This window comes from Mesorhizobium sp. NFR06, from assembly GCF_900115245.1.
Taxonomy (GTDB): domain Bacteria; phylum Pseudomonadota; class Alphaproteobacteria; order Rhizobiales; family Rhizobiaceae; genus Mesorhizobium.
The window spans coordinates 850,239-862,901 of the sequence record NZ_FOVT01000001.1; the positions used below are offsets into that span (position 1 = coordinate 850,239).

The following is a 12,663-nucleotide window of genomic DNA, read 5'->3' on the forward strand; positions in this document are numbered from 1 at the left end:
AATGGCAGGTTCCGCCGTCAGCCGCATCAAACTTCCGCGAGCCGGCTCTCAGGCCGTCCCGACGGTTATCGAACCCAGGGAACGCATTCGGCCGCGGCGCGAATACGCCGAACCGCCGACCGCCACGCACGATCTGATGGCAATCCTTGCAAGAAGAAGGTGGTTGATCCTTGCCTTTGCTGTTCTGGGTGGGATCCTCGCGGCAGTTGTGGGTGTTGCCCGTCCCGTGATGTACGAGGCCACCAGCCAGCTGATAATCGACCCTCCGGCACGCAGTTCGCTTGCTCCAGGCGGGTCTTCCGCCCAGGACCTTATCGATTCCAGCATTGATGACCACATCACCATGCTTTCGTCACAGGGCCATCTGCGCCGTGTCGCGACGGCGCTGCACGACATGGAGCGTGCCACGCCAGCGCAAGGCGCGTCTAAAGCCGAAACATCCACGCCTGGCTCGGCTCCTGCATCGACGAGGTCTGCCGCCGGGATCATCGAGCGACTTTGGCCGCAAAGCGCCGAGACGGCCGATCCCGACCTCAGGTTGCTGAGGAATAGAATAAGAATTGGGCAGGAACTGCGATCGAGGGTTATTTCGGTCGCTTTTGCGGATGAAGATCCGGTGCGCGCCGCCATGGTGGCTAACACCTTCTCGCAAGTCTATATCGATGAGCTGGCAAAAAGGAGGCGGGCCGAAGACAGGCTGGAACTCACCGCCGTGACCACCAGTCTGCCGGCCGTGCAAAGCGATCTCGTTGCCGCGACCAATCGACTGGAGACGTACCGGCTAAGCCATGGGGCCGTCGATCAAGGCTCGGCGGATAGCGCGGCCAGGGAACAGTCCGACCTTAGCCAGCAAATATCGATGTCCAAGGCTGATCTCGCAGCGATGGAAGCGCGCCTTCAACATATTCAGGACCTTCGCAAACAGGGTGCCGCGGTCGCCTCGCTGGCCGAAGCCATGGGCGCACCGGAGCTGGCTGACCTTGCGGCTCGCCAGGCAAAGGCGCCTGCGGACAAGGACCTCGGCCTCGCGATCGAGAGCGCGATCCAGCAGGGTCTCGCTCGCGTCGAGGCGGAGGTCAACACTTATCGGGCCCAGCTCGGCGCGCTGGAAGATCGCAAGAATGTTCTCGATGCGGTTGTCGCCGACACCGCCAGTCGGCTTTCCGGGTTGCGCGCGCTCGAGCCCCAGGTCAGCCTGCTCACCCAAAGATACAACGAGCTGCTGGGCCGACAGCAGGATCTGATGCGGCGCATTGATTCCCCCTCGGCAGGGGTCTCGATCCTTTCCCCGGCATGGCCGCCGGCCAAACCGCAGACCTTGCCGCCGATTTTCCTGGTTCCGCCGGGAATGATTGCCTTCTCAGTCCTTGGCGCGATCTTCGTGTTGATCCGCAATCGATTCAATCGCACGCTGCGTGCTGAGGCTGAGGCCGGGGCAGCGCTTAGGGTTCCCTGCATGGGCCTCATTCCCGATCCCGGCAAGCTGCACATCAAGCATCTGCGGGACCTGGTTCTGGGCCAGCCCAAATCCGCTTACAGTCGTGCCCTGACGTCGCTTTTGGTCGCGGCGTCGCCAAATCAGGCCAGGACGCGTTCCCCGCACACCATCCTTATCACATCCAGCCTGCGTGATGATGGCGCGGATGAACTTGCATGGGGCTTGGCATTCGCTGCCACCCGGCTCGGCGGCCCAATTCTTCTGATCGATCTCGATCGCACGCATCACCAACTCACGCAGGATTACCTGCATCAATGCAGCGGGCCAAGGGCGCGCCGTTCGTTTGGCGAGTTTATCAGCAACCGCTGTACCTTGGACGATGCGGTCGCCGGTGTGCCTGGCATCGGCATCGACCTGATGACCGTTGCACCGACCGACGACTTGCTCGGACTTCTTGCGCGCGCGGACAGTCTCGAATGCAAGCATGAGCTGCAGGCCGAATACAGCCTGATCATCATAAACGGGCCGTCCGGACTTGCCGGGCCGGAAGCAAGGTTCCTGACGAGCTGGGCGGATGCGATCCTTCTCGCCATTCGCTGGGATAGCACGCCGCGCGATATCGCTCGCGGGGTCTTGGACCTGCTCCAAAGGGACGGCGCGATTTCGGTTCCGACAGCGAGCGTGCTTACGCGAGTCAACCTCAAACGATATGCCAAATACAGGTTCGGCGACGGCGCGGATCTGCTCCTTGCGCGGATCCCATGAAGCCTGCCGCGAGCCGCCATGTTGAGTATTGAACCTTGATCGTCGAGCTCTTCGGACCGCCCGGTTCAGGCAAAACAACCCTCGCCCACGCGCTGGTCAGCCGTTTGCGCGAGGACGGATACCGTGCCGATGTTATCCGCAGTTACCGGCCAGCGGTAAGGTCCGGAGCACTCGATCTGGGCGTCTTCCTGTTCATGACGAGGATCGTCTCGGCAACGGTTTCTACGGCTAAAGTGATTTTCTTCCCGCCAAACGGCAGGTCAAATCTATCGAAGTCTCTGTTGATGCTCAGGGCAATGCCCCCGAAAAAACCAATCTGGCGTGCCCGAATTTGGCAGCACATACTGAAGCTTTCGCACGCTTGGGATCGAGCTAGGCTGGACCAGGATATTCTGATTTTCGACGAGGGTTATGTTCAGGCGGTTGGGTCTCTGGCGTTGCTCAATGGGAATGCGGACAAAGCCGTTCTCGGAACGATGCTGAGCAATGTACCGGCCGCGGATCTGACGATTAGAGTTACGGCGCCGCGGGCCGCGGTTGCAGCCCGTCTTCGCCGGCGCATGGAAAGCGAGCCTCCGGCGGAGCGGCTCTTCGAGGCCGATTTCGACGTCAATATGCGTTCCCTCAGTGTCTTCAAAACCATAAGCGACATACTCGCCATCTCGGGGCGGGACGTTATTTGTGCCAGGACTTCAAGCCAGCGCTCGACGATGATGAGCACTCAAGACGTTGAGCGGGCGATCATCGCCAAATACATTCATTCTTGATAAGGCGGGCGGTGAGCGCCGGCGGTCGCGTAGCCGTCCCAAACCCTGAGCGGGGCCATAGTCCAGCCGCCGTGCGGCCATTCGACCTGTTCGTCCGTCTCGGGCAAACGTGGGGCTGATGCGCCGATAGGCTTGCTGGTCGCCAAACAGAGCCCTGAGACGTCTGCCGACCCTCGCTCCATTTTCGCATCATGGAACCGAACCGGCATTTGCAAGCGCAATATCATTCAGGTGAATGATGGCGAGGTGCTGCAGCCGCCATACGTTCCCATTCCAATCGTCAGCCGCTTCTCGGAATCGCGAGCCAATGTCCTACAGCGACTTTCTGAGATCCAGGGAGGGGCGGATTACAGCAAGCCCAATCGGCAAAATCGTCCGCGCGGCGGGCGGCGTTTCAGCAATGGCGATTGCGGGGCAACTCACTCTGGTCGCCACCATCCCGATATTGGCCCGCCTCTATTCTCCTGCGGATTTCGGCGTCTTCACGATCTATCTCTCAACGGTAAACATACTCGGTGCGGTCGCGGCGCTGCGTTTCGAGCCCTCGCTCTACGGCGTCAAGGATACCGAACAGACCTATGTCACCGTCAAGCTCATTCTATTGGCCGTATTGACGACCGGCGCCCTGACCTTTGCTGCCGGGCAGGTGCTGTTGAGCTTTGCGCCCGTACACCTCAGAGCTCTGGTCTGGCTCGTTCCGATTGGGATGAGCGGCGCGGCTCTCGTTGAAGCCATGAATTGTTGGGCCTTGCGTGCGGGCCTGCTGCGCGATTTCGCCCTTGGCCGTCTGATCCTGCCGGCCACCATGGCGTTGCTGCAGTTGGTTTTTGGCCTCGCCCGCCTCGGTGGCGAAGCCATGGTGCATGCGCACGTCATCAGCCAGTTCATCTTTCTCGCTTTTCTGGGCTTTCGGATTCTGACGTGGGATGACGTGCGCGGCATTTACCGAGCGCCATGGAGAAGCGCCTTTGACAAGGCCGTCAGGGAATACAAGTTCCCATTGTTCGATATCCCCGCGACGCTCGGCAGCTATGCCATCAACAATCTTCCGGCGATCCTCGTCGGTTCGTTGTTCGGCGCGGCTTTCGCCGGCTACCTCGGCGTCGCGACGCGGCTGGTCACAGGGCCCATCGTGCTCATTGCCACTCCGCTAAGCAACGTGTTCGTCGCCGAGGCGAACAAGAACAGCAATCGTGCCCATTTGCTCGGCATCGCGCGCGGCCTCGTGATCCTTGCCGCCGGCCTTACCGCGCTGCCAATATTGGCGCTTGGGCTGGCAGCTCCGTATCTGGTCGTCCCGCTTCTGGGAGAGGCCTGGATCCCGACGGCCCAAATCATGACGGCCTTGGCGTTCATGGGCGCCGTGCAAGCATTGTCGACACCGCTCGGCGAGGTTCCCGCCCTGCTGCGGCGGCAGGAGGTGCGGCTGGTCGTCGACGCCGCGCGGATGGTGCTTGTCTTCGGTCCGCTGCTCGCCGGCGCCAAAGCGGGTTGGGAGCCTATCGACGTCATTTATCTCATGGCGGCTGGCGGGACGGTCGGATTCGCCATCAAAACGGCAGCCTCACTGTATCTTTTGAAGCGGGACACCAATGCGGTGCAGATACCGCTGCCAAGCCCTTATGCCATCGCGAGGAAAGAGCACCATGAAGCTCCAATTGAGTAGCGACGCGCGCCCTGGAAGAGGGTTCGTGGCACCCGAGGAAGGTGACACTCATTCTGCCGAGGGTTCGACGATGCGACCTTTCATCTCCGTTGCCGTCCCGACATATCGCCGACCGGATACCATCCGGCGCACCATCGACAGCATCGTCGGCCAGGACTTTTCCAACTGGGAACTTGTTGTCAGCGACGACGAGGGCCGAGCGGGTGCGAGCTGGCCCATCCTGGAGGAATACGCGCGAAGCGACCCACGCATCCGAATTGTCGAAAACCACCGGGGCAGAGGGCAGGTGGAAAATACCAACAACGCCATGCTTGCCTGCAAGGGCAAGTGGATCAAGTTGCTGCACGACGACGATTGGCTGACCTCCGGTGCCCTGAAGAGGTTCGCCGAAATCTCGATGAAATATCCGTCGGCGGCGTTCATGACCTGCGCAGCGCATGTCGTGGAGGAAGACCGGGTGGTAACACGCTCGGATCCGCCCGAGCATAACCGGGTTTCGCTCTATTCGAGCCAACAGTGCCTGACGGACCTGTATCTCGTGCGAGTGACCAGGAGCCTTGGCATCATACCTTCGACGCTGTTGATCAACGCCGCCGTCATTCATGCCGGGTGCCAGATGCGCGCCCATAAATCCATTCCGGCCGGCGTCGATCAATTGTTCTTTGTTGATCTAGCCCGCCACGGCGAGATGGTTGCCATCAACGAAGGTCTGATCTTTTACGATGCCACGCATCATCCCAGCATAACGACGACGAAGAGCTACGAGGACGTGGACGAGGTCACCCTCGCCGTCAAACAGCTTAACTGGGATCTTATCGAGGATAGAAAAGGTCTTCCGAGTCCGGAGAGCCTTTTGCGTGCGCTGCAGGTCGCTCGTATCCCTTCCAGGTTCCGACATCAGTCGTGGCGAACGACAATGCGAGACGCGGTTCAGATCTTCCGGCCGTCAGTCATGAAGATCGCGAACCAGTACCTCCTGGAATACCTGTTGAGGATTCGCCCGAAACTTGGCGCAGTGCGGACCCGCAAACGCTGACCGTTGCTCTTCTAAGGCCGGTGGCACTGCGATTTGTGTGGCGTTCGCACGACGGCACAATGCCCGGCAGCCAGCGCGAGCCGTTGGTGGTTCACTGTTTCACGGAAACGGCGAACCACTCGATCTCATTGTGTTGATGCAATTCGTGACGGAAAACCGTTTCGCTCTTTCCTGCAAGCCTCGTCGGCCTCAACGAGTCCAATTAGTCTAGGGCCGACTGACTTCAACGAGCGCGAGATGACCCACTTCGGTTGGCTTCGCCACGCAGTGGTGATGGTGTTCTTGAGTAGCTTGCTCAGGCGCATGCCACTATGCTCGGACTTTATGGTCAGGCGGGAACTCGTATGGCACGCCCGAACGTCATACTTATTGCGACGCTTCAACTATCGAAACTGCTCCGAACGAGTTTCGTCAGACTTGCCGGTCTATTACAAAATATGATCGCGTTCGGAACTACCGGCAAAGATCCAGTATCCAGTCGCCACCTTAGGGCCCTAAATGTATTCGTCACGCTTGTGGTATTAAGTACAATATTCGTGATATGTCAGTCTTTGTTACGCCTTGGATTCGCTAAACATCACGCCTTGATTTTATGGGCATCATTTATCCTGTTCATGTGGGCGCTTACTCCGCTTTCAAATCGGTTTGGTGAAGTTGTGGCGACAACATATTTTGTTGGCGTATCTTGGATTGGTTTTGTTGTTCAAGGATACATCGCCGGCTCTTCACTTGGCAGTCATTATTTCTTATTAGCGGCCCCCGCGGTATCGATTTCTCTCGGATCCAGGCGAATGTTGATCGCAATATCACTTCTGTTGTGGGCGATTTTCGGATTCTATATAGTGGAATTCAGGTTTCCAAGCTCATCGTTCGAGCCTGTTCCAGGAGATTTTGCCAAATTAAATCTACAGTATTGTTTATTTGGCTCATCTATATTGGTTTTTTGGTCGATATACTATGCTCTATATGTAGGTGACCGCGCTGAAGCGGCGCTTGAGCGTGAATACGAGCGGTCAGAACACCTATTGCTTAATCTCATGCCTGCATCGATTGCTGCAAGATTGAAAGAAAAACCAAAAGAAACTATCGCTGATCACTTCGACGAGGTGGCTATTCTTTTTGCAGACGTAGTTAATTTTACGCCTCGCGCCAGCAATTTACCCGCGGTAGAGGTTGTGCGGTTCCTCAATCGAGTCTTTACCAGATTTGACCGCTTGGCAGCGATCCATTGCTTGGAGAAGATCAAAACGGTTGGAGACGCCTACATGGTGGCGGGTGGCATGCCTGACCGCCATCAAGGGTACGCTCGACGGGTAGCCGAGTTGGCACTCGACATGCTGGACGCGACCCGCGACCTGTCGGAAGAGATAGGAGAGGAAATAGCCATACGGATAGGAATCCACGTAGGACCAGCAGTCGCAGGAGTGATCGGGACACAGAAGCTATTTTACGATGTGTGGGGAGATACCGTGAATACCGCATCTCGGATGGAGTCACTTGGTAGCGCCGGCCGGATTCAGGTGACCGAGACAGTTATGCAGATTCTGGCTGACGAGTACGTATTTGAGAGACGCGCCCGAGTTCATGTCAAGGGGAAGGGTGAGATGGAACTGTACTATCTGCTCGCCCGCAAAGCCGTGGGCGAGCGCGATCAGCCTATCCCCGATCCTTGACAGCCAAAAAGACCCCGCGCGCCAGTGGTTGCCACGACCGACCGACGTCGAGCAGGTTTTTGGCCAACGCAACGAGACCGAACAATTCCGGCTAAATCGCGCGCGCATCAAACTACCCCACAACGCAGGACCGCCGTTACCGGGACTGAGGGCGCGCCTAGAGCGCAGCCGAAATCCAAAACGCGATGCGTCGCGCGGCTGAGGTCAAGGCTGCCTGGAGCTCCGAGACTGCAGACGGTAAGCGATCGCCGCTGCAAAAAGCTCGTCCGCCTCATCACGATTGGTCAGAAAGTGCTGACCGTCGACTTCGATTGCAGGGCACTTGCAGAACAGGGCGGCGGCCAATCCGGCGCCTGGCGGGCTGGAGAGACTTGTCGTGGCGGGGAGAGCCGCCGTGTCGTTATCCGCAGCAATGCTTGCGTGCGCAACGAAGTCCAGCGGAATAGTAAATGGCCCCGACAACCGCGAAATTTTATCGTTGGACCCAGACATGTGTGTCGTTCGATCGCTTTAGCGCTGGAAGCCGCCTTCCTCAGCTACGGCCATTCCGGCCTGTCGCTCGCCTGCAATCTCGGTTGCTAGATTAGGCGCCACTGTCGGGCGAACAAGACCGTGCGGCGCGCCGCGATGGCGTGGAGCGGGCGGCGCGCTCCGAAAAGTCGAAGCTCGCCAGTTGATCGGAAGGTCCCGGTTCTACGGCAGCACCGAGATGCGCCCCAAAAGAGCGACCAGTTCCGCCTGGCGCCTCGTCTCTGTCTTGGCAAACAACGAGGCAAGCTGGGTACGGATCGTGGTGCGGCTGAGCCGGCTGCGCTCGGCGATTTCCAGGGGGGCATCGCCACTCGCCAAACGCAACGCCAGGTGCGTCTCGGCTCCGGTCAATCCAAACATCTTCTGCAGGGTCTCCGGGTTCGGCCCGGTTCTCGATTGGCGATCAAGAAGTGCGAGGATGATCGACCGGTCGGGAGTGACAACGCCCTCTTCATTCATGATGATCGGCCGGTCGCCGGCGTTTCGGATTACGATCCAGGACAACGATCCGGGCAAAAAATGATTGGGCACGCCCGCTATCAAGCTCCTCAGCGCCGCCGATAGATCGTGAGGCGGATACGGAGAGTCGTCGCAGGCGGCGAGAATGGTTTCGGCGGCTGCATTCCATTCGAGCAACCTCTTCGACTCGTTCAGCACGAGCCAACCGCAACCTATGCGCTCGAGCATGCCGGTTATCGAATCAAGGCACGGCCGCGCGCATTTTGCCGCTATGGTTTGCCCGACGGCTTTGCGATCAGCGCCCCTCGTGAAGGCTGTCGTCGTTCTGCCCGAGCGCGTGTTTATCGCGCCAGGTGGCGCGATCATTCTCGTGTCGTTTCGCCCATTGATGAGATCCATCGGTCATCCGTCCTCATGTTCTCGATATCTGGTATCTGCGATCGATCGTGGATAGCCAGAAGATTGGGTGCCGCCTCTATAAGGCCTTGCTTTTTCGGGGGCTGAAAGTGGGCAGGCGTATTAGCTGCACGTTCGACGATCTAATCTCGACGGCCTAGACCAAAAGTTGTAATTAGGTTGGATGAGGTTGCCGAGGAGGTATGGATCCTGTCGCGAACTCAGCTAGCCTCGGCGGCCATTCTGATCGCTACGCTGGTCTTTGAGGCAAGGGTTGCCCTAACGGGCGGCGCTGATCCGGCATTCCTTGAATTTGTTCCAGCGATAGTTGTCATCGCCTTCCTGGAGAACCGCTGGCTTGCGCTCGCGGCAACGCTTGTGATGGCGCTCGCTGGCCTGGCTGCCCGGATATTCATGGGCGGCCAGGCTCCCGTCGAAGAGTTTGTACGCGCCACCCTGCTTTTGCTTTCCGGCGGGATGATCGCCTTTCTTTTCGATCGGTCGAGGAAAGATTTGCGTGCCGCGTTAGACGTCAAGCTGGCTGCGGTCGAAGCTGCCGAGACGCGTTACCGCCGGGCATTTGAACGCGCCGCAATGGGCTTTGCCGCCGCCGACGACAATGGCGAATTGCTGCGACTGAACAAGCGACTCTGCACCTTGCTCGGTTACCTCGAGGATGATCTTGTCGGGCGGCGGATGGAGGAGCTCGTCCATCAGGATGATCGTGCCCAACTCATAAAATCGCTGGCAGGATTGAACGCCGAGACGCCGTCGTTCGGCTCGGAAATACGTCTGATCAGAAGGGACGGCAGCACGCTTTGGGTTTGGCTGACGCTGTCTCTCTCCGCGCCGGAGGCGGCGCCGTTGGACAGCCTGTTCGTGGTGGTCGATGACATAACCGAGCGAAGAGCCGCGCGTGAAGCGCTCATAGCTCAGAACGAGTGGCTCGACCTCGCATTGTCGGCCGGCCGATTGGGTACCTGGCGGATAGAATACGGCCAAGATGTCGTCTCGGGCTCAAAGCAGTTCTGGGACATTCTCGGGTTGTCGCCAGCTGCATCCCGCCCCCTTTCCGATCTGTCGTCGATCGTCCACCCCGCAGACTGGGCCACGCTCGCATCGCCTCCCGGAAATGATCATCCAGGGGCCAATTACGACGTGGAGGTTCGTCTCAAGCGACCAGACGGCCAGATCCGTTGGGTTGCCTTGCGAGGACGCGAGGAAAAGCACGATGGCCGTTATCGGCGAATTGGCATTGCCGCGGATTTGACCGAGCGACGCCAAACCACACTGTTGCGGGCGGCGGTACGCAGACAAGAAAAAATGATGCTTGAACAGCGCCACAGGTTCAGCAATCTGTTCCCCGTCCTCACCGCGATAGTGAAGATGATCGATGCGCCGGACGGCGATCTCGTCAAATTCAAGGAAACGCTTGTCGAGCGAATTCGCGCGCTCGAGGCGACACATATGCTGCTCACGAACAGCGTGGATGGATCATCGACCATTCGGGATCTCGTCGCTCAAGAACTCAAGCCCTTCTCGGAAGCCGGCAAGACAATGATCGCAGGTCCTGACATCAGGATTTCGGGCGGGGCGGCGGAGAGTTTTGCGATGATAGTCCATGAACTCACCACCAATTCGATCAAGCATGGCGTGCTCGGCGACACGCAGGGCAAGATTGAGGCGCGTTGGGCTTTCGCCCCAGGCGATGAGATTGTCTTTGACTGGACCGAGACAGGGCGCCAGCGCGCAGTTCCGATCAAGCGCCAGGGTTTTGGATCGATGGTCCTTGGGATCGACGGAACGCCTCTTGTGGGTCATTCCTCGCAATTGGAAATGCGGGAGGATGGATTGCGATATTCCCTCCGCCTGTCGTCCAAGGAAGTCCAAGCCTAAATGCATGTCGCCCAGAAGGGTGCGCGGTTCCGGGACGACGGCATGCAGCAAACAAAGACTTAAGAGCGCGTCGCCCGAACCCGTTTCAGCGCAACGCGTTAGAGCAATTCCAGGAAAACTGTGACACCGTTTTCCGTCGGGAATTGCGCCAAAACAAAGGATAGAGCGTGTCGCCGTTTCCGTGAAACGGTGAAATGCCCTGGCTCACACCGTCCCGAACCAGGTCTTTATCAGAACTGCCGCCTCCGTGCGGTTTCGGACCCCCAATTCCCGCATGATTGCCGCCGCATGAATCTTTGTCGTAGCCTCGGCAATATCGAGGTCTCGGGCTATTTCCTTGTTCGAGTATCCCTCCGCCATCAGCCTCAAAACATCCTTTTGCCGGGATGTGAGCCTTTCGAGAGCGCCGGCGCCGGCGCTGCCCCCGTGACGGATCTCCAGCGCCGGCGCGTGGGTTCCCAACTGCCGGGACAGAAGCGCCGGGACGTATATGCGGCCCGACAGGATTTCCTTGACCGCCAGCACGACCTCGTCATCGCTTTGCGATTTCACGATATAGCCGTGCAGCCCCACATTGAGTGCGGTCAGTATTTCGGAGCGTGAATCGTTTCCGGAAATAATCGCGAACCGCGTGGCCGGATAGGCAGCCAGGACATCGCCAAGCACTTCTTGCGTGAACAGCCCCGGCATGTTCAGGTCAAGCATCGCGAGGCTGACGCATTCGTGTTCTGCAAGGAGGCCAACCACGGCATCGAAGCAAGTGGCCTCGAATATCTCGACGCCTTCGATGCCGGCAGTCAGCGCCAACCGCAAGCCACGCCGGTAGAGCCCGTGATCATCGGCGATGACAATCTTGAACATTTTACCCCAACGCACGCACTTCCGGCTCGGGGACAACAGTAAGCGTCCAGAACTTTTTTTGCCTAAGGACTAATTCTGTGACGAATGCGGAGCCCGCCGCCAACCGGAACCCAACAGAGTATCGAGCCTCAATGTTACCTATTCGAACAAAAAAAGCTACTCCGCGTTTACCACGACGCAAAGTCGGACCTTGGTCCCTGGCCATTGGCGCCATCCGCCCTCTGGTGCAGCGCACCAACGTCGCCTGCCATTTTCGCCATGACCCGGCAGAGCGCCATTCGAACGCACGACGACACGCCCACCGCCCGAGCGTAATTTCTCGCCCTATTCGGAGCACGTCCGGTAGGTCAGGTGGCTGGATCCCCACCGCGGCCGCACGAGTGAGGTTCCGGTCGCCGAGTTCGATTGTTGGCTTGTGTCGGCCATGTGCGCAGGGAGTGTCATATGAAAGCGGTTATCCAATGTGGTGGAATGGGCATGCGGCTTCGCCCGTTCACCTCGGTTCTGCCAAAGCCTCTGATGCCTATCGGTGCGCGCCCGGTGCTTGAGCTGTTGCTGAAATGGCTGCGGCGCAACGGCATTGAAAACGTCTATGTGACAACCGGCTACCTGGGTCACCTGATCCGCAGCGTGTGCGGGGATGGTTCGCAGTGGAACCTCAAGATCCGCTACACGCAAGAGATGGAACCGCTCGGGACCATCGGCCCGCTCTCCCTGATCAGGGATGAACTCGACGAACCCTTTCTTGTCCTCAACGGCGACGTGCTTACCGACCTCAGCCTCAGCCGCTTCGTGGCGGCGCATCGGGCTCACAAGGATCTGGTTACAATCGCCACGTCGGCGCGTGTCACCAAGATGGACTTCGGCGTCATCGACGAGGTCAATGACACTGTCCAGGTGTTTCGCGAAAAGCCTTCGCTGACGCATTTGGTCAGCATGGGGATTTATTGCATGGATCCAGCCGTGCTGCGGTTCATTCCATCGGGCATTCCCTTCGGATTCGACGATCTCATGCTGCAAATGCTCCAGGATGGGCAGGTCGTGCACGTCTACAAGCACCAAGGCCTTTGGCTCGACATTGGCCGGGTCGAAGACTTTCAGAAGGCGCAGGCGATTTCCTGGGAGGAGCAATCGGCTTCCATCGAGGTTGCCGCGGCTGCAGCTTAAGGCGCCTT

The 12,663-nt window shown here is 58.8% G+C and carries 9 protein-coding genes; 7 read left to right on the forward strand and 2 right to left on the reverse strand.

Annotated features, from left to right (window positions below):
* The first annotated feature begins 1 nt into the window (after position 1).
* From F3H96_RS03935 to F3H96_RS03960, 5 genes are all read left to right on the forward strand, one after another.
* Positions 2 to 2,203 carry an exopolysaccharide transport family protein gene (locus tag F3H96_RS03935; RefSeq protein ID WP_149790599.1) on the forward strand — a complete coding sequence of 734 codons (2,202 nt, stop codon included), beginning with the start codon at positions 2 to 4 and terminating at the stop codon, positions 2,201 to 2,203.
* A 35-nt stretch (positions 2,204 to 2,238) separates the two neighbouring features.
* On the forward strand, positions 2,239 to 2,970 hold the full coding sequence (locus tag F3H96_RS03940; protein WP_149790600.1) for an AAA family ATPase: 732 nt from the start codon (positions 2,239 to 2,241) through the stop codon (positions 2,968 to 2,970).
* 307 nt (positions 2,971 to 3,277) lie between these two features.
* Positions 3,278 to 4,636: a lipopolysaccharide biosynthesis protein gene (locus tag F3H96_RS03945; RefSeq protein WP_149790601.1), complete on the forward strand. Its 1,359-nt coding sequence runs from the start codon at positions 3,278 to 3,280 to the stop codon at positions 4,634 to 4,636.
* Positions 4,617 to 5,672, forward strand: coding sequence for a glycosyltransferase family 2 protein (locus tag F3H96_RS03950; protein WP_149790602.1), 1,056 nt, complete (start codon positions 4,617 to 4,619; stop codon positions 5,670 to 5,672). The genes F3H96_RS03945 and F3H96_RS03950 overlap by 20 nt, the downstream gene beginning before the upstream one ends.
* A 311-nt stretch (positions 5,673 to 5,983) precedes the next feature.
* Positions 5,984 to 7,345: an adenylate/guanylate cyclase domain-containing protein gene (locus F3H96_RS03960; RefSeq protein ID WP_149790603.1), complete on the forward strand. Its 1,362-nt coding sequence runs from the start codon at positions 5,984 to 5,986 to the stop codon at positions 7,343 to 7,345.
* Positions 7,346 to 8,038: 693 nt separating this feature from the next.
* Here the strand turns inward: F3H96_RS03960 and F3H96_RS03965 are convergent.
* Complete coding sequence (locus F3H96_RS03965) at positions 8,039 to 8,734, reverse strand: helix-turn-helix transcriptional regulator (RefSeq protein WP_149790604.1); 696 nt, start codon at positions 8,732 to 8,734, stop codon at positions 8,039 to 8,041.
* A gap of 177 nt (positions 8,735 to 8,911) precedes the next feature.
* Here F3H96_RS03965 and F3H96_RS03970 point away from each other — a divergent pair, with 177 nt between their 5' ends.
* A complete protein-coding gene (locus F3H96_RS03970) occupies positions 8,912 to 10,627 on the forward strand; it encodes a PAS domain S-box protein (RefSeq protein ID WP_244619886.1) in 1,716 nt (571 codons plus the stop codon).
* A 204-nt stretch (positions 10,628 to 10,831) separates the two neighbouring features.
* Here F3H96_RS03970 and F3H96_RS03975 read toward each other — a convergent pair whose 3' ends face one another.
* Positions 10,832 to 11,488, reverse strand: coding sequence for a response regulator transcription factor (locus F3H96_RS03975; protein WP_149790606.1), 657 nt, complete (start codon positions 11,486 to 11,488; stop codon positions 10,832 to 10,834).
* 444 nt (positions 11,489 to 11,932) lie between these two features.
* On the opposite strand from F3H96_RS03975, the gene F3H96_RS03980 reads away from it, so the two are divergent.
* A complete protein-coding gene (locus F3H96_RS03980; RefSeq protein WP_149790607.1) occupies positions 11,933 to 12,655 on the forward strand; it encodes a sugar phosphate nucleotidyltransferase in 723 nt (240 codons plus the stop codon).
* Positions 12,656 to 12,663 lie beyond the last annotated feature (8 nt).

Excerpts from the sequence above, each read along its gene's own strand:
- F3H96_RS03945 (WP_149790601.1), top strand. The coding sequence starts at position 3,278 with ATGTCCTACAGCGACTTTCTGAGATCCAGGGAGGGGCGGATTACAGCA.
- F3H96_RS03975 (WP_149790606.1), bottom strand. The coding sequence starts at position 11,488 with ATGTTCAAGATTGTCATCGCCGATGATCACGGGCTCTACCGGCGTGGC.
- F3H96_RS03950 (WP_149790602.1), top strand. The coding sequence starts at position 4,617 with ATGAAGCTCCAATTGAGTAGCGACGCGCGCCCTGGAAGAGGGTTCGTG.
- F3H96_RS03965 (WP_149790604.1), bottom strand. The coding sequence starts at position 8,734 with ATGGATCTCATCAATGGGCGAAACGACACGAGAATGATCGCGCCACCT.
- F3H96_RS03980 (WP_149790607.1), top strand. The coding sequence starts at position 11,933 with ATGAAAGCGGTTATCCAATGTGGTGGAATGGGCATGCGGCTTCGCCCG.
- F3H96_RS03935 (WP_149790599.1), top strand. The coding sequence starts at position 2 with ATGGCAGGTTCCGCCGTCAGCCGCATCAAACTTCCGCGAGCCGGCTCT.
- F3H96_RS03960 (WP_149790603.1), top strand. The coding sequence starts at position 5,984 with ATGCTCGGACTTTATGGTCAGGCGGGAACTCGTATGGCACGCCCGAAC.